Genomic DNA, 25,699 nt, shown 5'->3' with positions numbered 1-25,699 from the left:
ATCTTCAGAGGTTCAGCTTCCAGGCACCATAAACACCCTCTATGACAAGCTGGGTACCGATCACCGCCAGAATTAGTCCCATCATACGACTGATGACCTTCACTACACTTTCTCCCAGATAGTGGAGGAAGCGTTCTCCCGAGAGAAAAAACAGACAACTGATGCCACAGAGCACTCCAAAGACAGTGATACAGACGGTCACCTCAGGGATGCCTTTTCCTGTCGCAAAATTCATCGCCGCAGCAATCGTTCCCGGCCCTGCCAGAATGGGCACTGCCAGTGGACTGATCGCAATACTGACATGGGGATGCTCCAGACTTTTACGATTATCCTCGATACTGGGAGTGTGAACCTCTGAGCTATTGCCGGAAAGCATGTCCTTGCCAATCAGGAACACCAGAATGCCTCCTGCAATTCTGAGTGCCGGGAGGGTGATACCAAAAAGACTGAAAATGACATGACCTAGCAGGCAAAAGACACTGACAATAATGAACGCCAGAAAGTTGGATTGTATGGCGATTTTTCGCTTTTCAGCCGATTCAAGCCCATTGGTTAAGCCCAGAAAAATGGGGGTATTGGCAACGGGATTCATGATGGCAAAGAAGCTCACAAAGACAGTGGCTGCGAATGATAAGAGTTCTGTCATCTTCAAGCCGCAGAGCAGTCAATAAGGCCCAAGGATAGTTCAGAACTCTCTCAATATCATGGCTGTTCCGGATCTGACTCCGTCCTTCTTCAGTGGTTACTCGGTTGTTGACAGTCAAAATCCTATTGATTTTCTTTTTTTACCGTTTGATCCGGACTTTCAGACTCTGTCACTGTTGGTTTATCACTTGGTGGAGCAAAAAAGATCTTCATACGCTGTTTGAGCGTCGTGTGTTTGCCTTTTACTTCTCTGTACATATCCAACCATTCAGAGAAAGTCACAACCAGCGGATTATAGCTGTTGACAGGCTTGCTGATCCCGTAGCGCACGGTTTCCACTTCTGGTTCAAAGGTACCGAATAGCTTATCCCAGACGATCAGAACACCGGCATAGTTTTTATCAATGTATTGAGCGTTGAGCCCATGATGAACCCGGTGATGCGACGGTGTGTTAAAAATAAGTTCGAGCTTACCGAGAGTGCGAACCCACTGTGTATGAACAAAGAACTGTAGCCCCAGGTTAAGCAGGACCGCAAAGATAACCCATTTAGGCTCAAAACCTATGATGACCAAAGGAACCCAAAACAGCCACATACCAGCAATCGGGTACATCAGGCTTTGGCGAAACGCTGTGCTGAAATTCATTCTTTCCGAGCTATGATGTGCGACGTGGGCAGCCCACATCCAGCGCACCCTGTGGCTGGCGCGATGAAACCAGTAGTAGCAAAAATCCTGTAAGATCAGCAAAATAACAAAGGACGCTGCGTTCATTTCAATCTCTAGCAACTTCCAGCCAAAAAGCCAGAAATAGAGTTTTACAATCAACAGGCCTGTAAGGAGATCTGCCAGCTGATGCATACCTGCTAATGAGAAGTTGCACAGCACTTCTGGCAGTTTATAGGCAGAATTTTCCGGTAGCTTTCCGCACCTTTGGCCAGTGAAATACTCCGCCACCATTAAACCGATAAACAGCGGAGCAAGCAGCATCAGTAACCATTCGGGATGGTTAATAATCATTTGAAATTGCATATCTTGTCTTGGTCAATGATGGTTATCACACGACATAGTGGTCATTAGTGAGTCCGGATATATTCTTATCTAATGCTTTTTTGGGTCTTTAATTGAGGCTTTCAGGTTATCGAGCCAGAGCGTGATTCTTTTCTTGTTAGCCCCCAAATCCGAGTAGCCGTAATGTGAGCGAGAGTAAATAGCCAGCGTGCTGGTGTCTTCCCCCTGAGGGTAAAAACGGACGGTAATGGTATCCGGGTAGCCCATAAAAGGGGTTCTCTGGACGTAGTCGACTTGCAAACCATCATCACTGGTCCGCAAGACTTCTACCTTCTTCTGGCTTTGGGCGATGTTTGAAAACTGTTTTTGCAGCTCTGTGGCACTGATGCTCAGAACCGGGCTGAGCTGATGAGGCTCTGCTGAAAAATTGCCTTCTGGCAAAACCAGGTATTGATTGGGCTTTTCGTGCAGTTTTAATGTTTCAAAATCGATGACCCGGTCATCGACGGCTGTGAAAAGGAAGTCCAGCATCAGATTTTCTCCGAATCAGTTACCCGGGCATCAGTATGACGGATCTGATTGGGTGCTGAAAGAACCATGGTCGTTCATTGATGACAGACCATGGAAAGATCAGAGTGAATAGCCTTTCTGATCGAACAGCAGCAGTTCATGGGGTTGTACCGAAATATCCACTGGTGTGCTTTCCGGGAACGGGGTCGAGTTTTCCACGACCAGAACACTTTCTTTCAGCCTAACCTCGGTCCGCAAGCGGGTTCCCATAAACTGCTGGCTTTTGATCTGGGCAGGATTCAGCGGGTTTTCGCACTGACACCTCTCAATCGAAAACATTTGCGGGCGGATAAACAACTCTGCAGTCTGACCGGGGTCTGCTGAAATGTCACTCGATGACTCAACAATCCCCAGCGGGGTTGAAACAGAGCGGCTGTTTATCACTTCACAGGGCAGGAGATTGCCAGACCCCATAAACTCTGCCACGAAGCGACTTGCAGGACGATTATAGACGTCGAAAGAGTGACCTCGTTGCAGAATGTTTCCGTCGTGCATAATGGCAACGGAATCGGCAAAGGCAAAACCTTCATCACGGTTATGAGTGACAAACAGTCCTGTGACTTTCTGCTGTTTGAGAATGTCCCTCACCTCCCTCACCAGCCTCTGTCTTACCTGACTGTCAATATTGGAAAAAGGTTCATCCAGCAACAGTAGGGAAGGGTTGTTAGCCAGAGCTCTGGCAATAGCAACACGCTGTTGCTGACCACCGGAAAGCTCATGAGGATAGCGGCGGTCCAAACCGGAAAGGTTGACCAGCTCCAGCATGTCTTCCACACGCTTGCGGGTATCTCTGCGGGAAAGGTCTCGAAGGCCAAAGGCAATATTGTGAAACACAGTCAGATGAGGAAACAGCGCGTAGTCCTGAAAGATCATCCCTATTCCGCGCTGTTCCGGAGGCAGTGTTCCACCGATTGAACTGACGACCTGACCGTGCAGTGAAATCGTCCCCGCACATGGCTGAAGAAGCCCTGAAATGGCTTTTAAAAGCGTGGTTTTACCACAGCCGCTTCGACCCAGCAGGCAAACAATCTCCCCTTCATCTACCTCAAGGCTCAGGTTAGAGAGTACTTCTGTTTGTTCGTAACGGCAGCTCAGTCCAGCAATAGTCAGGGCGGTCATTTTTGTTCTGCCTCCAGCGAACGATTCAAAAGTATCAGTGGTACCAGTCCGGCCAGGACCATTATCAATGCGGCCAGAGCGGCCTGTTCCAGTCTTTCATCGGAAACAAACTGAAAAACCCTTGTCGCCAGTGACTCAAAGCCAAAAGGTCTTAAAAGAAGCGTGGCTGGCAGCTCTTTCATGGATTCGATAAAAACCAGCAGAAATCCTGTCAACAAACCTTTGCGGATCATAGGAATATGAACACGTCTTACCATCTCGGAAGGTTTACACCCCAATGTTCTGCTGGCCATATCCAGAGATGGGGAGACTCTGCCCAGACTGGATTCGACACTGCCAACAGCCACGGCTGAGAAGCGTACAGTGTAGGCGAAAACAATCGCAAATATCGAGCCACTGAAAATCAGACCAACGGGTGGTAAGTCAAAGGCCATGAGAAGACCATTCAGGCCATGGTCAGACAGGGTTAAGGGGGTTAGCACCGCAATCGCCAGAACATTTCCGGGAAGCGCGTACCCGGTAGATACCAACTTTGCAGGAATACTGGCAAAGTGACTGTTCTGAAGGCGCTGATACAGTCCCAGAAACAGGGCGACCATGGTTGCGAGGGTGGCTGCACTTAATGAAACTTTCAAACTGTTGAGGCTGTATGTCAGCCATTCCTGGTTCCAGGAGTCATTGAAATAATGGACAACGTAATCCAACAAAATAGCGGCAGGCAGAAGGAAGCCCAGTGTTACCAGCATCCAGCACCAGAACATGGCCAGGGCCTTTTTCCACCCCTGCAAAAGAAAGGCTTTACTGTGATCCTGCCCGGTGACCTTCTGGTAGAGCTGCTGTCTTCTGCGACTGTAGCTTTCCAGTGAGATCAGTAGCACGACTGCAACCAGCATAATGGCAGATAATTTGGCAGCGGCATTCAAACTGCCATAACCCAGCCAGGTGTCATAGACAGCTGTCGTTAAAGTCGGTACGGCAAAGTAATCAACCGTAGCAAAATCACCCAGTGTCTCAATACCCATAAGCGCCAGGCCAGTTATGATAGCCGGTCTGGCCATGGGGATTGAGACCCTGAGAAAACTGGCAACAGGAGAACATCCGAGCAGTCGGCTGGCCAGTATCTGACTCTGGGAATGTTCAAGAAAGGCGGTTCTGGCCAGCAGATAAAGATAAGGATAAAGCACGAGCGCAAGAATCATGATTGCGCCGCCCAGACTGCGAATATCAGGAAAAAAATAATCGGCAGCACTCTCCCAACCCGTTAAATCCCTCAACAGTCTTTGAACCGGGCCTGCGTATTCCAGCAGGTCTGTATAGATATAGGCGACCACGTAAGAAGGCATGGCCAGTGGCAGTACCAGAAGCCATTGCAGATAATGTTTACCGGGGATTTCACAGTTTGCCATGATCCAGGCCGCAGGGAGGGCAAGGATCAAACCCAGAATACCGACACCGGAGATCAACAGTACGGTGTTGAGGATGTATGTGCCCAGCACAGTATTTCGCAGGTGGGCAAAAATCTCGCCGGTGGGCCCAGAGGCCTCATAGACCAGTGCCAGCAACGGAGTAAAAAGCAGAAGAGCCAGCAACCAGCTGCCAGCTCTCCAGAAAAGCGAAAGGCCTTGTTTTGAAAATGACTTGTCACTGCCACGCTCTGAAGAGAGTGGTGATAAGTCATTTTCCTGTGCTTCTAAAGCGGTAGGCACCTGTTTCATGAAAGTCTGTTTAAATATCTGTCCGAGCTCTGCCAGGCGGTCAATTCTACAGAAAACGGAATGAATATCAGTAGAATTTGCATCTCTTTTTCAAACAGCAGGGTCTGTTCAGGACAGAGTTCAACTTAATGACAGGTCAGAACGGACTTCGTCCAACAATTTCTGAGCGGTTGCGTAGTTCTTGGCTAGCAGCCTTAAGTCCGACAGGCTGCTAGGCGTTGACTTGCCTTTTAAATGCCTGCTCTCTAAAGTGTACGGTAATACCGTACACAAAAGGTGGAGTTAATTTATGGAAAGTGTCAGCGTTAATCAGTTCAGGGATAACCTGAAAAGCTTTGTAGAGAAGGTTGTGGGCAACCGCACTCCGCTTAAGGTCACTCGACGCGGTGGAGAAGACTTTGTAGTGATCAGTGCTGATGACTGGGAGCGGGAACAAGAGACCCTTTATGTGCTGCAGAATAGTAGCTTGATGCAGCAGATTGCAGACTCACAGAATACACACAGCCGGGGTGAGGGCTATCAGCCAAGTGAGGAGGATATCAGTGAGATCATTGGTCTTTGAGGGTAATACTTGGCAGGTATACGAAGCTTTACGCGAGAAAGATAAAAAGTTGCATAAAGTTTTATGCCGCCAACTCAAGGAAATGATGCAAGGTGACCCAACTACTGGGGTCGGCAAACCAGAACCGCTAAAGCATGGCCTTTCTGGTCACAGGTCTCGCAGGCTCACCCAGAAGGACCGATTGATATATAGATTTGACGACCAGTTTATCTATATTTGCGCTCTGGGTGGCCATTACGATCAGCATTGAGAGCCGATAAATATCAGGATGTTTAATTCTTGTAATGCCACAGTGGTTGGCTCTCCATAGTCCGCATTTTCTATATCGCACTATATCATCTGCTTTTCCAGCAAGTTCAGTAGTGAACTAAATCATTTCCTATCTGTCTAAAAAATAGGGCGATAGTACAAGATACGGGTAATTTACCCCTTTTCTTGAGATGGCCCAAGTACTCTCATGAAGCATTAAATTTGCTAAGCAAACGAGCTAACCACAAGGACGGTATTAACAGCAGATACAAATTAATAAAGGACAATTAGTTATGGATAATGTAAATAATTTAGCCACCAGCTATCTGTTTGGTCTACCTTTCCAATCCGGAAAAACAGAGACTGAATCTTCTAAAATAACGGCTGAGAATGCCCCCCCTCCCATTTCTTCAGGTTCCATCTCAAGAAGTGTAAAGCCCTCGCCATCAGATAATGTTGCTGAGATGAGCGTCGCTGACAACCTGAAAGAAAGGGTGGATTCAAGCGGGCAGACGCAGAGCCTGAGGGAAAGAACAATTGAAGATTCTGGTACTGACGCTGGCGGTACTGTCCTGTCTGCACAAGGTTCAAAACAATGTCATCCGTCCTCTGATGCCTCTGTCTTACGAGCTGACAATGCTATTCTGGCAGTTCATTTCAAATCTTTAGGCACGATAACGCCCTCTTACAAACCCTTCCCGGTAAGTGACAGTAATAAGCCCATGGATGAACAATTTGCCAATAAAACGATTGGTTGGCTCCAGCAGCTTAACACATCATACCAAAAGCGGAGCTCAGTCATGACAAGCTTTACTGATCCGGCTCCGTTAATGGACATGAGAAGTACCCAATTGAGCAATGGCCTTTTCATGATAACCTACGGAGATTCCTACGATGCTTCTCGTTTGCCAGAATTGCTGGAAGTAAGAAAACGTCTGGGTGTTTATTATGGTGAGGATTATAAGACCTATGAACTTCCCAAGCTGTTATACGCTATTTTACTCGGGCAGCACACACTAACAAAATATTTTGATAAGAGTTACACATCCAGCTTTGTAGCATGGGATAACGGGCATACACCCAGTGAGTGTCTGAATGCTTTTTTTCATGGCCCTACCATTGCAGACTGTGCGACAACCATGCTGGCCTGCCATTATCGAGCCATTGAATCCATCATTGGCACCGACGAATTCAACCGGATCTTTGGTGCACCGGTCGCAAAGTTTAGAATTTCCTGCTCGGTTATGGCGCACACCCGCAAAGACTCTTCTGACTCCGGGAATATTATTGGAAATTTAAGACCGATCGATTTCAGCAACCCTATCTATGATCTGTTTCAGAATCTTGAGGACATTGACGAAACCCGCCCTGATTCAACTGACAGGGAACTGTCAGAAAGGGATATCAAAAAGGGTGATATCATCTACATTGCGGGCGTAATTTACTACAGAGAGAAACATAAATACGGTAATGCTACAGGTTTTAATCTGATATGCACCGGGCAAAACAGCAGCGGAGAGAATCTCTATCTGGGGTTTGGTCCGGATAAATTTGATGAACCGAAAACCTACGACCAAATCAAAAAAATACTGATTGATGGTTACAATAAACCCCAGGGTCCTGAAACAATCCGCGCAATCGAAAAGGGAGAAACGGATTATGCGGAGCTGAAAGGCCATATCGTGCCCCATGACTACCCTATTGTTGGTATCACTTGTGCGCGTCGCTTCAGTAATGAGCGATGGGAATATTTTTTGTCACAGTGCGATCAGGTCTGGCATCGTCAACCACTGTTGTCTGTCACACCGACTATGGAATCAAAGCCCGTGCATCAGGCTTCATCGTTCACCATTGAAAATCTTGATGCTGATTTAGACCAATTCAAACCCGACTCAGAACAGCAGGAACGGATGAAAGATGCGGCCCGGAAGTTCGCTCACGCTGTGATAAATAATCAGTGTGAAACCTCCCATAAAAAGCCCATGGGACTCTTCCTGAGCGGATCAGCGGGAATAGGTAAAACACATCTATGTACAGCGGTTGCCAAAAAAGTAGCCGAATATGGTGTCGACACCCTCTATATAGACGATGCTACGGCAGGTACTCTATATGATGACTTAGGGGGTAATCTAGGGCAATGGGCTGTAAAGATCGACGAAATGCTTGCCGGAAAGGATTTGGTGGTCATCGATGATTCCAACGATAGAGGCCTTAGCGACAAACTTCTGGCAAAAACAATGGAACATGTGATGACTGATAAAAAAGCCATCATGGTCAGTTCAAATCTTCATATTCCTGTCAAAGATGCAACCCCTGAAGTTATTGATCCCTTAACCAGGGAAGCCCATAACTTTCTTTACCTGAGCGATTTGCAGGGAGACAGTCGCCGTTCCCAATGGTGGCACAGCCCTGAAATTCAGGCTGCTGATGCACTATCGCAGTTGGGTCAGTATCAAGGTTGCAAGGCGGCAGCAGTGATCACTGAGCGCGCTGTATCGATAGACGAAATGGCCAGAATATTCAGTATTCCGGCAGAACAGATCCGCCGGGTGGGTTCACCTCTTTTGCCCGGACTCCCAAAAAAATTAAGCCCCGATTTCTTTCTCAGCGATTTATCCAGAACACAGCATCAGGCTGTTTTTATGGAGTGTGATGTTGCTATTGGTAACGCTAATATTGAGCAGCTCATGAATATTGTTCAGAGAGTACACGATGAAGGCTTAAAGCTGGTGGTTAAAACCAAAGACCGCAAATTATTGTTAAAATTTGTACGGAATTATTTAGAAAAAAACCCCAATGTTGAAAACGAGAGGCTCCGTATTGATGACCGACTCAAGCATATGTTCCGGGACTTTTCGGAATCTGGACTGCAGGTTTGACCAGGGGCTTGGCTCGCAGAATTGCTTTTACATCGAAAGGTAAGGCGCCGAGGCCTCATAGACCAGAGCCAGCAAGCAGCCGGCTCTGCAGAAGGTCGAAAGACCTTTTAATTAGAGATCAAAAAGGACCTCGTCTAACAATCAGCTTCAAATACGCAATCTGGTAGATTACGGTTCAAACTCCTGACTTGAGCCCCCCCATTTAGCAGTGAACTAAATCATTTCCTTTCTGTCCAAATAATAGAGCGATAGTACAAGGTTCGGATAATTTCCCCCTTCTCTTGAGATGGCCTGAAGCACTGTCATGAAGCATTAAATTTGCCAAGCAAATGAGCTAATCAGTAGGACGGTATTAACAGCAGATACAAATTAATAAAGGACGATTAATTATGGATAATGTAAATAATTTCGCTACCAGCTGTCAGTTTGGTCTACCTTTCCAATCCGGAAAAACAGAGACTGAATCTTCTAAAATAACGGCTGAAAATAACCCCCCTCCCATTTCTTCAGGTTCCACCTCAAGAAGTGTAAAGCCCTCGCCATCAGATATTGTTGCTGAGATGAGCGTTGCTGACAACCTGAAAGAAAGGGTGGATTCAAGCGGGCAGACGCAGAGCCTGAGGAAAAGAACAATTGAAGATTCTGGTACTGACGCAGGCGGTACTGTCCTGTCTGCACAAGGTTCAAAACAATGTCATCCGTCCTCTGATGCCTCTGTCTTACGAGCTGACAATGCTATTCTGGCAGTTCATTTCAAATCTTTAGGCACGATAACGCCCTCTTACAAACCCTTCCCGGTAAGTGACAGTAATAAGCCCATGGATGAACAATTTGCCAATAAAACGATTGGTTGGCTCCAGCAGCTTAACACATCATACCAAAAGCGGAGCTCAGTCATGACAAGCTTTAATAATCAAGTTCCGTCAATGAACGTAAGTTTTACCCAATTTGGCAATGGCTTGGTCACGACAATCTTCAATGCTTCTCGTTCGCCAAATGTGCAGGAAGTAAGAAAACGTCTGGGTGTTTTTTATGATGAGGATTATATGCACTATGAACTTCCCAGGCTTTCAAACGGTATTAACCTCTTGCAGCACACACTACCAAAATATTTTGATAGGAGTTACATATCCAGCTTTGTAGCAAAGGATAACGGGCATACACCCAGTGAGTGTCTGAATGCTTTTTTTCATGGCCCTACCATTGCAGACTGTGCGACAACCCTGCTGGCCTGTCAGTATCGAGCCATTGAATCCATCATTGGCACTGACGAATTCAATCGGATCTTTGGTGCACCGGTCGCAAAGTTCAGAATTTCCCGCACGATTAGCAAAAGCTCTTCTAACTTCGCGAATATGGCTGAAAATTTAAGATCGATCGATTTCAGCAACCCTATCCATGATCTGTTTTACAATCTTTCGCACATTGATGAAACCCGCACTGATAGAACTGACAGGGAACTGTCAGAACAGGATATCAAAAAGGGTGATATCATCTACATTGCGGGCGTAGCAGACTACACGAAGAAACATAAAGTCGGTAATGCTACAGGTTTTAATCTGATATGCACCGGGCAAAACAGCAGCGGACAGAATCTCTATCTGGGGTTTGGTCCAAATGAATTTGTTGAACCGAAAACCTACAACCAAATCAAAAAAATACTGATTGATGGTTACAATAAACCCCAAGGTCCTGAAACAATCCGCGCAATCGAAAAGGGAGAAACGGATTATGCGGAGCTGAAAGGCCATATCGTGCCCCATGACCACCCTGTTGGTGGCATCACTTGTGCACTTCGCTTCAGTAATGTGTACTGGGAATATTTTTTTTCGCAGTGCGATCAAGTCTGGCATCGTCAACCACTGTTGTCTGTCACACCGAATATGAAATCAAAGCCCGTGCATCAGGCTTCATCGTTCACCATTGAAAATCTTGATGCTGATTTAGACCAATTCAAACCCGACTCAGAACAGCAGGAACTGATGAAAGATACGGCCCGAAAGTTCGCTCACGCTGTGATAAATAATCAGTGTGAAGCCTCCCATAAAAAGCCCATGGGACTCTTCCTGAGCGGATCAGCGGGAATAGGTAAAACACATCTATGTACAGCGGTTGCCAAAAAAGTAGCCGAATATGGTGTCGACACCCTTTATTTAGACCAAGCTTCGGTGGGCACTCTCTATGAAAACTTAGGTGGTAAAGAAGCGCTCTGGGCTGAAAAGATCGATGAAATGCTTGCCGGAAAGGATTTGGTGGTCATCGATGATGTCAACGGCGAATACCTTAGCAACCAACTTCTGGCAAAAACAATGGAACATGTGATGACTGATAACAAAGCCATCATGGTCAGTTCAAATCGTCATATTCCTGTCAAAGATGCAACCCCTGGCGTTATTGATCCCTTAACCAGGGAAGCCCATAACTTTCTTTACCTGAGCGATTTGCAGGGAGACAGTCGCCGTACCCAATGGTGGCACAGCCCTGAAGTTCAGGCTGCTGATGCACTATCGCAGTTGGGTCAGTATCAAGGTTGCAAGGCGGCAGCAGTGATCACTGAGCACCCTGTATCAATAGACGAAATGGCCAGAATACTCAATATTCCGGCAGAACAGATCCGCCTGGTGGGTTCCCCTGTTTTGCCCGGACTCCCAAAAAAATTAAGCCCCGATTTCTTTCTCAGCGATTTATCCAGAACACAGCATCAGGCTGTTTTTATTGAGTGTGATGTTGCTTTTGGTAACGCTAATATTGAGCAGCTCATGAATATTGCTCAGAGAGTGCACGATGAAGGCTTAAAGCTGGTGGTTAAAACCAAAGACCGCAAATTATTGTTAAAAACTGTACGGAATTATCTGGAGGAAGACTTCGGTGTTAAAAAGAAGAGGATCCGTATTGATGACCGTCTTAAGCATATGTTCCAGGACTTTTCGGAATCCGGACTGAAGGGTTGACTCGGGGCTCGGCCCGCAGATTTGCCTCTACATCGAAAGGTAAGGCGCCGAGGACTCATAGATCTGAGCCGACAAGCAGACGTCGGCTCTCCAGAAGGTCGAAAGGCCTTCTAATTACAGATCAAAACGGACTTCGTCTAACAATTTCTGAGCGGTTGCGTAGTTCTCTGCCAGCTTGTAGACAGGCAGATCGTCGGATTTGAACGCCCCCCAGGAAGCCACCATTTCGGAAACCGGCACGTCAGGGTTCACAGGGTATTCCATGTTGACTTCAGCGAAGGTAGCCTGAGCTTTCTCACTGGCCAGGAATTCCATTAATTTAACAGCATTGTCTTTATTAGGGGCATGCTTGGTCAGAACCATGCCACTGACGTTGACATGAGAGCCATGACCTTTCTGATCAGGGAAGTTGATGTAAACGGACTCAGCCCAGGGACGCTGTTCTTCATTGGTCATCATCTTGCCGAAGTAATAGCTGTTACCGATAGACAGGTCACAAACGCCTTCCTTAATAGCCTTTACCTGGGCACGGTCGTTACCCTGAGGACGACGGGCCAGGTTTTCCTTGAAACCTTGCAGCCATTCTTTGGTCGCTTCCTCACCATTGTGAGCGACATAAGCAGCAACGAGACCTACGTTATAGGCGTTTTTACCGCTGCGTGTGCAGATCTTGCCTTTGTACTTTGGATCGGCCAGATCGTCATAAGTGATGCCTTCCGGCTTGTCGGAACGTTTGGTGCTGTAAATATTTCTGACACGCTTGGTCAGGGCAAACCACTCACCCTCAGGGTCTCTGTATTGTGCAGGAATGTCGTTATTGATTGATTGGCTGTCAACGGGCTGGCTGAGATCTTTTTCTACCAGATTCATCAGTCGGCTGATGTCTGTCGTCAATACCAGATCAGCAGGACTCAGTTGGCCTTCGCGTTCAAGACGCTCACTCAGACCTTTTTTAGCAAACACCATATTGACTTCAATACCAGTATCCTTGCTGAACTCTGCGAACAGAGGTTCAACCAGAAAAGGCTGACGATAAGAGTACACGTTAACCACTTCTGCGGCCTGGGAGAGGGCAGATGCAGCCATAAGACCTGATGCTAAAAGCACTGAAGAGAGTTTATTTTTCAACATGGGCGACAACCGTCTCTTTTATAATATCAATCTAAATAGGAAACATTATCATTCGCGTATTTTACAGAAATTACTCTTTATCGCCAGTTATTTAAGTACATAAGTACTAACTTTTTCGTTCTATTCACCCGCCTTTTCACATTTACCAAAGCCTCACACTGAACAGCCCGCCAAAAAGCGGGCTGTGTTGCTGTGACAGAGCTTCTGCATCGTCACTCACTGGCCACCCTAAATAAGAAGTCACAAACGATCTGAGTCCTTCGAACACTTGCCGCACTTGAGTCGTTGTCAGAAAAAATTGAGCGGCACCGGGCCGTACTGTCTCTCCCAGGGCTACATAACCTCCTCTGAGAACAGGCCTTCGTATACAAGCTAATCTACCCTGTACTCCTTTCAAGGAAGCTTCTCATTTCGTCCCGCATAGTAGAGCTTTCAAGTGCAAGGTGGTCACCGGTCGGAATTAACAGCAGTTGTGCAAAGTAGGCCAAACAAAAATGTATTAATCATTCTTCAAATTCGATCATGTCAAAGACTTGCATAAAACTGTCTATTTTCATTTTAAAGATACCGTCATCTCGTCCATCGATTGGTAGGTGTGTTTCTGGGTCTGAGGGCTCTTCGTGCCCCCAAGGGTTTCTTAAAACAACATTATCACTTTCAGTATCATAAAAGAGTATGCTGTAGCAGTGATGGTTAGGTAAGTTTCTATAAGGTGGTATCAAATTTTTATAACAATAATTAATTGGTAATATTGGTAAATCCAATTTAGTTAGACATAGAAACTTGTAATGTGAACTAATTAAACTAGCTGCTGATATCTTTTTATAATAAGTAAGTTCATATAATTTTTTTCTAATTTCATTGGACGTGCTCATATAAATCCGCCAATACCCTGTCGGATTTCCGGTTAAAATTGATATTGCTTTCTTGGCGGTTATTTCATTAAGGAAATAATCGATCTCATAATTTCTTCGTGATAATTTTCCTTGAGGATTTTTCAAAACAGCATGATAAATGTTGTCTTTCAGATATGAGATAGATTTAGAAAAATACTTACTGATAGTAGATGATTCGTCACTTATTAGCTTAAGAATCGTGATTTCTAATATTAATGGCCAGAAACCTCTGTAAGGAGCAATGGCTCCTTTGTATAAGATTTCAATACTAGGAGCTACTTTTATATTTCTATGTGAAGGTAAATTTACGTTAAAACTCCCATCTTCATTCTGACTTAACATATTATATATATCAGCTGGTCTTGAATAAGCTAATGATGTGATAGATGCAATTAAACCACAATCACCAATTTGTTGCTGATGGATATATTGGTAATCGATAGAATCGACTCCTAATGGCATAAGTCCATAAGATAGAAGTTTCATCTTATAAAGTAAAAATCTAATATCTTTATCATTTAGAATATCAGAAATATACACTTTGATGCTATTAAGACTCAACCCATTACTCTCAAAAAAGTATTCATCACCTGAAAGTGAAATGATATAATCATAATTTTCTATAAGAGACCAGATAATTAAAAGTTCAACATAATCACACCTTTGACTGCTACTATTCTCTAACTCTTCAATTGAAACATAATTATTTTTATCTTTGTCTATTTCTTGAAAAAAACCTGCTACGTCTGTGATTAAAGTTTCCCTTTCTCTATAAGATTTTTCACCGTAACTATTAATACAATCGGCAATACACTGAGCAATTATCATAGAACTTAAACAAAAAATAAAACTTATTTTCTTTAGGCAATCCATTGCTACCACCGTACTTACAACTATTAATTTATTTCGACCGTGTAATTTATTTTGACCGTGTTGATTTAAAAAAGTTCCCAGGGGTCTGCGCCTGAAATTGGCTTTATCAGGCGGTGAATCTGAGTGAACCATCAGGACTCTGATATTCACGTAGACAGAGTACCGCATAGCCACCGCTGACCGGATGATACAGACAACGTTATTCTATCCAGCAAAAAAACAGTTAAAAAAAGATCAACCATTGTTCTTGCTTTCTGTTGCGGTATTTCCTCTTTTGCATCGCCCTGCAATTCTGCTTCTTCGACTTTTGAGCACTTACGAAGAACCCTCTGAATATTCAATTCCACAGGATCAGGTAGTTATATCTCTTGTGGATAAAAAATATCACTTTATAAGTCTAAACACGCCTCAAATGCAGGGATTATCAACCTTTCAGTGGGTAGGCTCTCTTAGAAATGGCTTGTGGAAAGCTGCATAGAGAAACTATTTATAGGTACCGGGATAAGATATTGATAAATTTCGGTTGTGGATAAAAGCTCTTTTACCCACAGGTAAACTACATCTTAACCGGAAGATCCCAACAGCAGACTGACATACTTATTCATTTCATAAGATATTGATATATATTTATTTTTTTTGCTTATCCACAGAAAGTACTCACACTATACATAATAAAAAAATCTAATAAACACTACGTTAAAGATGGCAATTGTATTTAATGTTACTCACAGGTAAAGACCTCTAAAGGCAGTGGGAAGACGACATAGAAGACTTCGGGCTTTACGACTGACCCCCTGCCTGATGCCGCTCTAAGCTATACACAGAGAGCAATAGACCTCCCTCTCAGCTCAAAAAACAGACTGAATAGCGTCTGTTATGAAAAGGATGCGTGTTGTGGACAAAAGAGTTGAGGTATAATCCGCCTCTTTTTTACTGGCCTGTTAACGAATAAAGGTGATGTGACCTTGGCAGTGGATTTTCCAACCCGGTTTGATGTGATAGTGATAGGTGGTGGCCATGCGGGCACAGAGGCCGCACTCGCTTCTGCACGCATGGGTGTTAAAACACTCTTGTTGACCCATAACATCGAAACTCTGGGGATGATGTCCTGTAATCCTGCCATCGGTGGTATTGGTAAGAGCCACTTGGTGAAAGAAGTGGATGCCCTGGGTGGAGCCATGGGTCTGGCGACGGATTTGGCAGGTATTCAGTTTAGGGTTTTAAATGCGCGAAAAGGTCCCGCTGTCAGGGCTACCCGAGCCCAGGCTGATCGAGCACTCTATAAAGAAGCGATCCGGAATATTCTGGAAAATCAGGACAATTTGTGGATATTCCAGCAATCCGCTGATGACCTGATGATAGAGCAGGGTCAGGTCACTGGTGTTGTGACGAACATGGGTATCCGATTCCTTTCAACTAATGTCGTTCTGACCGCTGGGACTTTCCTGGGTGGTCGAATTCATATTGGTCTGGAAAATCACAGTGGTGGCAGAGCAGGAGATCCTCCTTCCATCGCTTTGGCCAATCGATTGAGAGATCTTGATTTGGCCGTTGAGCGTCTGAAAACAGGCACGCCTGCCCGGATTGACGCCCGTTCTGTTGATTTTTCGGTGATGGAAGAGCAACCGGGTGACACACCGGTTCCGGTTATGTCGTATCTGGGCTCTTTTGAACAGCATCCACGTCAAGTGTCTTGTTATATTACTCATACCAACGAACGGACCCATGAGATCATTCGCGGTGGTCTTGATCGTTCACCCATGTTTACCGGGGTGATTGAAGGCATTGGCCCAAGATACTGCCCTTCCATTGAAGACAAGATCACCCGTTTTGCAGACAAGTCATCACATCAGGTGTTCCTCGAGCCAGAGGGCCTGAATACCAATGAACTTTACCCCAATGGTATTTCCACCAGTCTGCCCTTCGACGTTCAGGTCAATCTGGTGCGTTCTATCCGCGGTCTGGAAAATGCTCACATTACCCGTCCGGGTTATGCCATTGAATACGATTACTTTGACCCAAGAGGTCTGAAATATTCTCTTGAAACAAAAGCAATAGATGGTTTGTTCTTTGCCGGACAGATCAATGGCACCACGGGCTATGAAGAGGCCGCGGCCCAGGGACTACTGGCTGGTTTGAATGCCGGTTTGAGAGCTCAGGGTAAGGAGAGCTGGTGTCCTCGCAGGGATGAAGCCTACATTGGGGTTCTGGTAGACGACCTGATTACTAATGGCACCAGTGAGCCTTATAGAATGTTTACCAGCCGTGCGGAATATCGCCTGATTCTGCGTGAAGATAATGCAGATTTGCGATTGACAGAAAAAGGTCGTGAGTTCGGTCTGGTGGATGACAGGCGCTGGTCGGCTTTCTGCGACAAAAAAGAGCGAATAGAAAAGGAAAGTGAACGCCTGCGGACCACTTACATTCATCCAAAGACTGAAGCTTCGGCAAAAATCGATAGCAAGCTCTCCAACCCCATCAGTCGTGAATACAGTTTGCAGGAACTGCTGCGTCGTCCGGAGCTGACTTATGTGGATGTTGCTTCACTCTCCGGTGAGCCGGAGGAAAACCCTCAGGTGTGTGAGCAGGTTGAGATTGCTACCAAATACGAAGGCTATATCCATCGTCAGACAGAAGAGATTGATCGCCTGCGTCGCTACGAAGGTACAAAGATCCCTGAGACTCTGGATTACAGTGTGATTGAGGGCCTGTCTAATGAGCTGAAGCAGAAACTCGCTGATAACAGGCCAGAAACCCTGGGAAGGGCTTCCCGTATTCAGGGGATGACACCTGCAGCGGTCTCGTTGCTACTGATTCATCTTAAAAAACGTTCGATGGTTGCCTGATTTTTGCCCACTGATGCAGGCCTGAATTTCTAGTTGAGAGATGAAGCCTGTTTCGATTCGGGCATCGGTTTTTCCTTTTCAGAGCCCGCTCTCGGAAAGACTGGCGCTTTGTTTTTAAACGATTGCACAGTCCCATTCGGTCTTTTCTCAGCGGGTAGAGCTTAACGGGTTGAGCGATTAGAGCGGGTTTCCTGATATTCAGAGTCGATGCTGAGAAGTCGGTGATTAACTGAGTCTGTTCTCTAACGGTTAATCCAGTTTTTGATGGCTTACCGGAGAAAAGATCAGCCCCTGACTTGAGCCTGCCAAGAATAGTCTGTGAGAGTCGTTTGATTATTTTTTTCATAAGTCTATTGATAACACAATGTATGACTTTCCAAAGAAATTAATGAAGGCATAGCCACCATCCAGAATAACCGTGCGAAATAATCAATAGACAGTAATGTTCATGCTTAGCTGAGAGTTTATCATGACTCTCTCTTGTCTGATTGAGGATTTGTTCTGCGGGCCTGTGAGATTGACGTGCAATCAGAAAGTTCTGAATTCGACTGAATACGCTTATTGCAATACACTATCCACCAAGCCGTAAGGCTCTTAATCTATGTACCCTATCTGGACTGATTCTTGATGTCATTTCTGTCCTTACGTGAACGTATCTGCGAGGGCGCAGCTGCACAATCCCTGTCGCTGGCGGATAGCCAGGCGGACATGCTGGCCCGTTATGTAGAGCTGCTAGCCAAGTGGAACAGAGCTTATAATCTGACCGCCGTCAGGGATCCGCTGGAAATGGTGTCTCGGCATATACACGACAGCCTTAGTATTGCTCCCTTTATGGAAGGTGATTATCTAATGGACGTAGGCTCCGGGCCCGGTCTGCCAGGCATACCTATGGCGATCCTTAACCCACAAAAGCAATACACGTTGCTGGACAGTAACGGTAAGAAAACCCGTTTTATGACTCAGGCTAAAACAGAACTGGGTCTTGAAAATGTCACAGTGGCAAATTGCCGGGTAGAATCCTTTGAGGCACACCAGCCGTTTGACGTTATTATGTCCAGAGCATTCAGTTCTCTGGCTGATATGGTCAATGGCACACACCATCTGATCAGGGCGGGTGGAAAGTTTCTGGCAATGAAAGGCCTGTTTCCGGAACAGGAACTGGTTGATCTGAAGCAGTCAAGACCGGAAATTTCCCTTCTGGAAAGTCATGCTCTGTACGTTCCGGGTTGTGAAGCACAGAGGCATCTGGTTATCCTGAAGGCAGACGTGTAGTTTAAACAAACAGCTTTTTAAAAACACAAAGACGATACGGTAGCAATTGGCAGTGGGAAAAATTCTTGCGGTAACGAACCAAAAAGGTGGGGTAGGAAAGACCACTTCCTGCATCAACTTGTCCGCCTCTCTGGTGGCGACCAAACGAAAGGTTTTACTGGTTGATATGGACCCTCAGGGCAATGCCACGACGGGAAGTGGTATCAATAAGCATGGTCTGGAGTATTCCTCCTATCATGTTTTGACCGGACGATGCACCATTGATCAGGTTATTCAGAACGCAGAAGAAGCCGGCTACGACGTGGTTCCCACTAACGCCGACCTCACTGCCGCTGAAGTTGAACTCATGTCAATGGAGGCCAGAGAGACGCGGCTGAGAAATGCACTTTCTGCTGTTAGTGATCGCTACGACTTTATTCTGATTGATTGCCCTCCGTCGCTTAATATGCTGACGCTGAATGCTCTGACTGCTGCAGAAGGCGTCATAATACCCATGCAGTGTGAGTATTATGCTCTGGAAGGCTTAACCGCTCTGATGGAAACCATTACCGGTATCAGACAGACCGTTAATCCGAAGCTGCACATTGAGGGTCTGCTCAGAACCATGTACGACCCCCGAATGGGTTTGACCAACGAAGTCTCCAGACAGTTGATTGGCCATTTTGGCGATCAGGTTTATCGTACCGTTATCCCACGGAATGTGCGTCTGGCAGAGGCTCCAAGCCATGGTAAGCCGGTACTGGCTTATGACCGAACCTCCAGAGGAGCGGTTGCTTACCTGGCACTGGCGGGTGAGCTGGTTCGCAGACAAGAGGCTCTTAACAAGGGGCTCAAGACTGAAAGGAAGACAGGAACCTGATGGCTAAAAAACGTCTTGGCACCAATTTAAGTGCGCTGATGGGAGGCGCTAACCTCTCTTCATCCGTTTCCGATGAATTAACCAACCTGACAGAAACGTCTGAAGGCGAAACCTTTCAGGACAAGGAGCTGAAAGAGATTCCTGTCGAGTTTGTGGTGCGTGGAAAATATCAGCCGCGTCGGGATATGCATCCGGATGCTCTGGAAGAACTGGCTGAAAGTATCAAGGCCCAGGGCATCATGCAACCCATTGTGGTTCGCCCGTTGTCTCATAATCGTTATGAGATCATTGCCGGAGAACGTCGCTGGAGAGCTGCACAGCTTGCCGGCCTGGCTGAAGTGCCTGCCCTGGTCCGGGATGTTCCTGACGAAGCGGCTATAGCGATGGCACTGATCGAGAACATTCAGCGGGAAGATCTTAACCCTATTGAAGAAGCCATTGCGCTTTCACGCCTGCAGAAAGAGTTTGAACTGACTCAGCAGGAAGTGGCTGAGGCCGTGGGTAAATCCAGAGCAGCAGTAGCCAATATCTTACGTCTTATGTCGTTGAGTTCTGACGTAAAAAAAATGCTGGAATACGGTGACCTGGAAATGGGGCACGCCCGCGCTCTACTGCCACTGTCTGATATGGAACAGCTGGAAGCCGCAAGAACCGTCGTGGCTAAGGGGCTCTCTGTTCGCCAGACAGAAGCTCTGGTGCGTCGCATGGTGCAGGAAAAAGAGCAGGGTAAGAAAAAGACCTCGAAGAAAATAGATCCTGACATCAAACGTCTGGAGGACGACTTATCGGATCGTGTCGGAGCCAGAGTGGCCATTACCCACAATGCCAAAGGCAAGGGAAAACTGGTGATTTCCTACAATAGCCTGGATGAACTGGACGGGGTTCTGGCTCATATTCAATGAGTGCCCCATACCCAATAAACACAAGGTAGGTTATACGCAAAGCCCTGATAATAATGTTGTTGGCATTCATGTATTTCGATTACAACTTCGATGCGATTGAAGGAGTTGAGTATCAGATTGATGTCACTCAACCTGTCCGGTATTGCCCGAACTGTGGAGCACGGTACCGGAATTGACTCCAAGCGTGGGCGTCTCAAGCGCTTCTTCGCCCGGAGTGGCATGGAGCTTGATAATATTTCCACAATGGTCGTTGACTGGATGGTGCCCGAAGGGAACTGGGTTGTCTGTCTGGATCGCACCAACCGGGACTTTGGTGATGGTAACTTTGCAGGTACCAGAGAGAAGTTTGTTGCTTTCGCTGCTCCTGATGAAAATCGTCAGGTCCTGGCTGATTACATTGGTCAAACGACTAAAGAGAAAGGTCAGGTTGTTCCCAGTGCCAACAACAATTAGAGTATTACTGGATTGACCTGTCAGAGAAGCGATATTGAAAGCGGCTAATTGTTTTTAATGAAGCGTTTTTAAAAATGGGCTCAGAAGTCGAGCAGAATGTAGGCAGATTGCAGACCAAAAAATCGGCTGCATAAAGCAGCCTAATAGCTGTCGCACACTGTCAGTTTGAAAAAGCTATAGAATTTTGTCCTGAAGATTACTGGTTTTAATAAACAAAATCCGATAACAATTTCACTGCTATGATAAATGCATTTCCAGGAACAGTGGCTGTTCTTCTGGTGCAAATGCTATGTGCTTAATATGTTTTATATTTTTGTCGTGACTCGTGATCTCGGTCGTATCTGCCGATCTTTCAATGTCGGAAGTTGAAAGTAGCGGTTACGTATTGTTCTTGATGATGGCGAGCGAATTATAGAGGTCTGAAGGTCTCTGCGGATAATCAATAAAACTATAGATACTTATAAGTCGAGCTTATGTGTTCTGTATATCACTATTATCCGGGTTGGTTAAATCAGCTCATTACTTGGTCAAACCCGGTTTAACCCTGAAAAAGTTATCGTATTTTATCCTGAAAAAAGCCAGGGAGGATGAAAAAGCAGGATAAATTTTCCTACAAAATGCTTATTTCAAATACTTATCTGCTTCACGAAAAAAAGCGCTAAGACTATCAAGTGTTGATGGGTTTTTTCTCTTTTTTTTGCAAGTCACAATTTTCTCGAGAACAGATGTTTGTTTTTTAAGATCAACCCAATGCCTTATATTAGTGTCATCATATTCCCTGTGCATGGCTACTCCTCATTGGATAATTGTTATAGGAATTTCTTTTGGGTACGCTTTCAAAAGATCCCTATAAAAAGTTTTATTATTGGTCTGGTGATGGTCAATAAATTATAAGAAGCAGGCTTATTTCTTGAATAATCAATAAATCAATGGAGTCTTATAAGGAAGACTTATGAGTAGGTGATTGTAAATCTATTTTTAATTCAAAACTTGTTCGGACTCCTTAGAAAAAACAAAAATTATCGAAAGATGACATACTCTTCTTTATAATTAAAAATCAATTATTTATGCGATAAATGTAATATTATTTTATGTCTGTTGAGATTGGTTTCAGCCATGTTTAATTTATGCCAACCGCGGTCGTAACGTCCTTTTTGAGTGGGCCATTGGTATCGGAGCAGTAGATGCATATCACATTGAGACAGCTTGCAATTTTTAAGGCGGTCGCCCAGTGCGGCAGAGTCACTGCAGCGGCAGAATCGCTGTTTATTTCACAGCCTGCTGCCAGTATGGCTCTGTCAGAACTGGAGAAGCATTTAGGTCCTTTATTTGACCGGCACGCTGGCGCGTCCATGACATTAAACGATTCTGGACGTGCATTATTACCATTGGCTGCAGAGCTGATTGACCGCGCCCATGAGATCGAAACGCAGTTTATAGAGAACAGCTGTTATGAAGAGGGAGCGCTGAAGATTCATGCAAGTTCCACCATTGGCAATAACCTGATGCCTCGTATCCTTGGGGATTTTTTCAAGGAATTCCCTCATATCAGGGCCGAATTGACGGTTGATAATACCCGTAGTATTCAGCAGAGAATATTGGCTATGGAGGTTGATCTGGCCGTAGTGGAAGGTAGCTGTCTGCACCCGGATATTGAAGTGATCCCCTGGCGCGAAGATGAGCTTGTTATTATTTGTCACCCTGATCATCCCATGGCCGGGAAGACAGTGGATCTTCAGTCACTGAAAGACGAAGAGTGGATACTCAGGGAGACAGGCTCGGGAACACGTGAACTGTTTGATGAAGTGCTGGCTGCACGCTTGTGTACGCCCAACGTCATTATGAGCCTTAACCGGGCTGAAGCCGTTAAGCAGGCTGTCATGGAAGGACTGGGTATTGGTTGTATTTCCAACCTGGCTGTATGGCGAGCCAGGAATGCGGGTCTGCTATCAACAATCAGCGTGTCTGACCTGACCCTGAATCGTCATTTTTATTTGTTACTAAACAGAAAAAAATATCGAAGTGGTGTGATCAAGAAAGTCTCTGATTTTATTTTGAGATGGGATGACAAGCTTTTAATCAGTTAATGATTGGCCGCTATCCATTCAGGTTGGCGGGATGTTACTGTTCCGTAGTCGTATAAAACCAACCCTTAAGATATTAGTTGAACGTAGGTGCATGTCACTAGTATACTTTCGCGCGCCGAAGGGGTGAAAAAAAGTTCTAAGATTTTCAGTTGTGTGAAGTTTTACCATCTGATGTTTAACTGTCTTCACACATCGCAAAGGCTGAAACCCCTGCCAGTTTCTGAGGGGCGGATTAAGACTTATCAGGCCTGTCATGATGTTCAGGTAAAATACAGGAATCTATGTCTGTAGAAACGACGTGGAGAGCCAAAAGCAAAGAGATGTTTAGAAGTGACAGTCGGGCCAGGTACCCGCATTTGCAACAGCCGCGTTTCTATAGTGTTGTCGTTGCTCAACTGTTGACTACAGTATCTCTGACATTGCTTTTGCTGCCGCTGGGTAAGTCTTTCGCTGTATCCGCTCTGTCAGGTGGTTTGGCATGCAGTATCCCCAATGCTTATCTGGTCTGGAGAGCATTTCGATATCGGGGAGCCAGTGCGGCGCAGGAAATAGTCAGGTCATTTTACCAGGGTGAAGCCGGAAAGTTTGCTTTAACGATCCTTGCGTTCATTCTGATTTTTACACTGATACCGTCAATCGAACCCTTGGCGATGTTCGGTGCATTTGCTTTGATTCAGGCAGTAAGCTGGCTGACCCCTCTACTAATAAAGAGTTGACGCGGGTTTACTGACGACAGATTTATACAATGATGGTGTACGGGAAAATTCATGGCGACGACTGCATCTGAGTACATAGCCCACCACCTGCAGAATCTTACATTCGGTAAGCTGCCTGCAGGTTTTGAACGTGTTGATAATTATGGCAATGAGCTGGGTGTTCTGTCGGAAGACACCTGGACTTTTGCCCAAACTGCTGCTGAAGCAAAAGAAATGGGCTTTTGGGCGTTTCACGTAGACAGCTTGTTCTGGTCAGTTCTGCTGGGTGTGGTCTTTATCACGATCTTTCGTATGGTAGCCAAGCGTGCTTCTGCCGGGGTTCCCACCGGTATGCAGAATCTTGTCGAAATGGTCGTTGAATTTGTTGATGGCAGTGTCAAAGACTCCTTTCATGGTAGAAATAACCTGATCGCACCGCTTGCATTGACTATATTCTGCTGGGTTTTCTTCATGAACCTGATGGACTTGATCCCTGTCGACTGGATTCCTGGTCTGGCCACTGTGTTGGGCATTCCTTATATGAAAATCGTACCGAGTACAGATCCGAATATTACATTGGGTATGTCCTTGTCCGTCTTTATGTTAATTATCTTTTACTCGATCAAAGTGAAAGGTATTGGTGGGTTTATTGGTGAGCTGACTCTGCATCCGTTCAGCAGCCCGAATAAAGCTGTGCAGGCCCTTTTGATTCCAATCAACTTTCTGCTGGAATCCGTTACCATGATTGCCAAACCGATTTCTTTGGCTCTGCGTCTTTTTGGTAACATGTATGCAGGTGAGCTGATCTTCATTCTGATTGCTCTGGTCGGCTACATGCAGCTACCTCTGCACTTTGGATGGGCTGTTTTCCATATTCTCGTGGTCACTCTGCAAGCATTCATTTTTATGATTTTGACCATCGTTTATCTCAGCATGGCAAGCGAAGACCATTAATAATAGATATTGCACGTCAGGTGACTGACGTGGTGTGTTAACTAACCTAAAACTTCAACTTAACAAAGACCACAATAGGTCGGGAGGAAATATGGAACTGGTAGTAGGTCTGACTGCAATCGGTGTTGCTTTCATGCTGGGTCTTGCGGCTCTGGCTACAGCTATCGGCTTTGGTTTGTTGGGCGGCAAATTCCTTGAAGGTGTTGCCAGACAGCCTGAAACGGCTCCTATGTTGCAAACCAAAATGTTTATCGTAGCGGGTCTTCTTGACGCTGTGCCTATGATTGCAGTAGGTATAGCCCTGTTCTTCACCTTTGCTAACCCGTTTGTAGCTCTGGTTCAGTAATAGCTGTAGTGAAGATCCGGCTTGGCGTTGATGTACGGCCGGTCTGATAAAACCGTATCGAAACGATAAGCCGAACAAAGATCCTGGTTAGTACTCAATGGCTGATACGCTGACCCAAGCAACTTTGTTGGAAGCGTCTTATTTTGCTAAATAAAATAGTACGCTCATCTGAGGCAGGATTTTAAGATTTTACTGGAGCATTTGGAGTTCGCATGAATATCAATGCAACTATCATCGGTCAGACGATCGCTTTCGCGGTGTTTGTCTGGTTCTGCATGAAGTATGTATGGCCACCCATCATGCAGGCCCTTAACGACCGCAAGAAACAAATTGCTGACGGACTGGACGCTGCAGCTCGTGGTCAAAAAGAGCTGGAACTGGCTCAGAAAAAAGTTCTCGAAGAACTGCGTGAAGCTCGTGAAAAGGCTCAGGAAATCATCGAACTGGCAAACAAACGCTCTGCCCAGATCGTTGAAGAAGCTAAAGAGCAGGCCCGTGAAGAAGCTGACCGCATCAAGGTGGCTGCACAGGCTGAAATCGAGCAGGAAGCCAATAGAGCTCGCGAAGCTTTGCGTTCTCAGGTTGCCACCCTGGCGATTGTCGGTGCTGAGCGTATTCTGGGTGAGAACCTGGACGAGTCTGCTAACAGCCGTCTGGTTGATGACCTGGTTGCTGAACTCTAAAGGG

General features: G+C 45.7%; 21 protein-coding genes. 14 read left to right on the top strand and 7 right to left on the bottom strand.

Features of this window, described 5'->3' with window-relative positions; genetic code table 11:
- Window positions 1-4: 4 nt before the first annotated feature.
- The 5 genes from KBW69_RS19180 to KBW69_RS19160 all read right to left on the bottom strand — a co-directional run bounded on the left by KBW69_RS19180 (window position 5) and on the right by KBW69_RS19160 (window position 5,057).
- Window positions 5-646, bottom strand: coding sequence for a MarC family protein (locus tag KBW69_RS19180; protein WP_257275404.1), 642 nt, complete (start codon window positions 644-646; stop codon window positions 5-7).
- A 122-nt stretch (window positions 647-768) separates the two neighbouring features.
- Window positions 769-1,503 carry a sterol desaturase family protein gene (locus KBW69_RS19175; protein ID WP_257274315.1) on the bottom strand — a complete coding sequence of 245 codons (735 nt, stop codon included), beginning with the start codon at window positions 1,501-1,503 and terminating at the stop codon, window positions 769-771.
- A 240-nt stretch (window positions 1,504-1,743) separates the two neighbouring features.
- On the bottom strand, window positions 1,744-2,184 hold the full coding sequence (locus KBW69_RS19170; RefSeq protein ID WP_257274314.1) for a DUF1499 domain-containing protein: 441 nt from the start codon (window positions 2,182-2,184) through the stop codon (window positions 1,744-1,746).
- Between the two features lie 99 nt (window positions 2,185-2,283).
- A complete protein-coding gene (locus KBW69_RS19165; protein ID WP_257274313.1) occupies window positions 2,284-3,342 on the bottom strand; it encodes an ABC transporter ATP-binding protein in 1,059 nt (352 codons plus the stop codon).
- Window positions 3,339-5,057 (bottom strand): iron ABC transporter permease, encoded by a 1,719-nt coding sequence (locus tag KBW69_RS19160; protein ID WP_257274312.1) that lies wholly within the window; start codon window positions 5,055-5,057, stop codon window positions 3,339-3,341. Before KBW69_RS19160 ends, KBW69_RS19165 begins: the two co-directional genes overlap by 4 nt.
- A 289-nt stretch (window positions 5,058-5,346) precedes the next feature.
- Here KBW69_RS19160 and KBW69_RS19155 point away from each other — a divergent pair, with 289 nt between their 5' ends.
- The 4 genes from KBW69_RS19155 (at window position 5,347) to KBW69_RS19140 (ending at window position 11,698) form a co-directional block, all read left to right on the top strand.
- Complete coding sequence (locus tag KBW69_RS19155) at window positions 5,347-5,619, top strand: type II toxin-antitoxin system Phd/YefM family antitoxin (RefSeq protein WP_257274311.1); 273 nt, start codon at window positions 5,347-5,349, stop codon at window positions 5,617-5,619.
- Window positions 5,567-5,869, top strand: a complete 303-nt coding sequence (locus tag KBW69_RS19150; protein ID WP_373690718.1) for a Txe/YoeB family addiction module toxin — start codon at window positions 5,567-5,569, stop codon at window positions 5,867-5,869. Before KBW69_RS19155 ends, KBW69_RS19150 begins: the two co-directional genes overlap by 53 nt.
- A gap of 292 nt (window positions 5,870-6,161) precedes the next feature.
- Entirely contained in the window at window positions 6,162-8,747 is a 2,586-nt protein-coding gene (locus KBW69_RS19145) for an ATP-binding protein (protein ID WP_257281907.1), read from the top strand.
- Between the two features lie 389 nt (window positions 8,748-9,136).
- A complete protein-coding gene (locus tag KBW69_RS19140) occupies window positions 9,137-11,698 on the top strand; it encodes a DnaA ATPase domain-containing protein (RefSeq protein WP_257281906.1) in 2,562 nt (853 codons plus the stop codon).
- 114 nt (window positions 11,699-11,812) lie between these two features.
- Here KBW69_RS19140 and KBW69_RS19135 read toward each other — a convergent pair whose 3' ends face one another.
- Together KBW69_RS19135 and KBW69_RS19130 are read right to left on the bottom strand one after the other, a co-directional pair.
- Window positions 11,813-12,784, bottom strand: a complete 972-nt coding sequence (locus KBW69_RS19135) for a Fe(3+) ABC transporter substrate-binding protein (protein WP_257281905.1) — start codon at window positions 12,782-12,784, stop codon at window positions 11,813-11,815.
- 548 nt (window positions 12,785-13,332) lie between these two features.
- Window positions 13,333-14,730 carry a hypothetical protein gene (locus KBW69_RS19130; RefSeq protein WP_257281904.1) on the bottom strand — a complete coding sequence of 466 codons (1,398 nt, stop codon included), beginning with the start codon at window positions 14,728-14,730 and terminating at the stop codon, window positions 13,333-13,335.
- An 839-nt stretch (window positions 14,731-15,569) separates the two neighbouring features.
- On the opposite strand from KBW69_RS19130, the gene mnmG reads away from it, so the two are divergent.
- From mnmG to KBW69_RS19080, 10 genes are all read left to right on the top strand, one after another.
- Window positions 15,570-17,444, top strand: a complete 1,875-nt coding sequence (mnmG, locus tag KBW69_RS19125; protein ID WP_257275614.1) for a tRNA uridine-5-carboxymethylaminomethyl(34) synthesis enzyme MnmG — start codon at window positions 15,570-15,572, stop codon at window positions 17,442-17,444.
- A gap of 627 nt (window positions 17,445-18,071) precedes the next feature.
- Window positions 18,072-18,716 (top strand): 16S rRNA (guanine(527)-N(7))-methyltransferase RsmG, encoded by a 645-nt coding sequence (rsmG, locus tag KBW69_RS19120; RefSeq protein WP_257281903.1) that lies wholly within the window; start codon window positions 18,072-18,074, stop codon window positions 18,714-18,716.
- 52 nt (window positions 18,717-18,768) lie between these two features.
- The gene (locus tag KBW69_RS19115) at window positions 18,769-19,575 is read left to right on the top strand and encodes a ParA family protein (RefSeq protein WP_257275763.1); all 807 of its coding nucleotides are present in this window, start codon (window positions 18,769-18,771) and stop codon (window positions 19,573-19,575) included.
- Window positions 19,572-20,477 carry a ParB/RepB/Spo0J family partition protein gene (locus tag KBW69_RS19110; protein WP_306674591.1) on the top strand — a complete coding sequence of 302 codons (906 nt, stop codon included), beginning with the start codon at window positions 19,572-19,574 and terminating at the stop codon, window positions 20,475-20,477. Before KBW69_RS19115 ends, KBW69_RS19110 begins: the two co-directional genes overlap by 4 nt.
- 117 nt (window positions 20,478-20,594) lie before the next feature.
- Window positions 20,595-20,930 (top strand): hypothetical protein, encoded by a 336-nt coding sequence (locus KBW69_RS19105; protein ID WP_257281901.1) that lies wholly within the window; start codon window positions 20,595-20,597, stop codon window positions 20,928-20,930.
- Window positions 20,931-22,114: 1,184 nt separating this feature from the next.
- Window positions 22,115-23,017 carry a LysR substrate-binding domain-containing protein gene (locus tag KBW69_RS19100; protein WP_257281900.1) on the top strand — a complete coding sequence of 301 codons (903 nt, stop codon included), beginning with the start codon at window positions 22,115-22,117 and terminating at the stop codon, window positions 23,015-23,017.
- 281 nt (window positions 23,018-23,298) lie between these two features.
- The gene (locus KBW69_RS19095) at window positions 23,299-23,733 is read left to right on the top strand and encodes an ATP synthase subunit I (RefSeq protein ID WP_257281899.1); all 435 of its coding nucleotides are present in this window, start codon (window positions 23,299-23,301) and stop codon (window positions 23,731-23,733) included.
- Window positions 23,734-23,784: 51 nt separating this feature from the next.
- Window positions 23,785-24,666 carry a F0F1 ATP synthase subunit A gene (gene atpB, locus KBW69_RS19090; protein ID WP_257253759.1) on the top strand — a complete coding sequence of 294 codons (882 nt, stop codon included), beginning with the start codon at window positions 23,785-23,787 and terminating at the stop codon, window positions 24,664-24,666.
- Between the two features lie 91 nt (window positions 24,667-24,757).
- Window positions 24,758-25,012 (top strand): F0F1 ATP synthase subunit C, encoded by a 255-nt coding sequence (gene atpE / locus KBW69_RS19085; protein ID WP_257253757.1) that lies wholly within the window; start codon window positions 24,758-24,760, stop codon window positions 25,010-25,012.
- A gap of 212 nt (window positions 25,013-25,224) precedes the next feature.
- Entirely contained in the window at window positions 25,225-25,695 is a 471-nt protein-coding gene (locus tag KBW69_RS19080; RefSeq protein ID WP_257281898.1) for a F0F1 ATP synthase subunit B, read from the top strand.
- Window positions 25,696-25,699: the final 4 nt, after the last annotated feature.

Source organism: Endozoicomonas sp. ISHI1, from assembly GCF_024606225.1.
Taxonomy (GTDB): Bacteria; Pseudomonadota; Gammaproteobacteria; order Pseudomonadales; family Endozoicomonadaceae; genus Endozoicomonas_A.
This window is presented reverse-complemented; position numbering and strand designations above follow the sequence as displayed.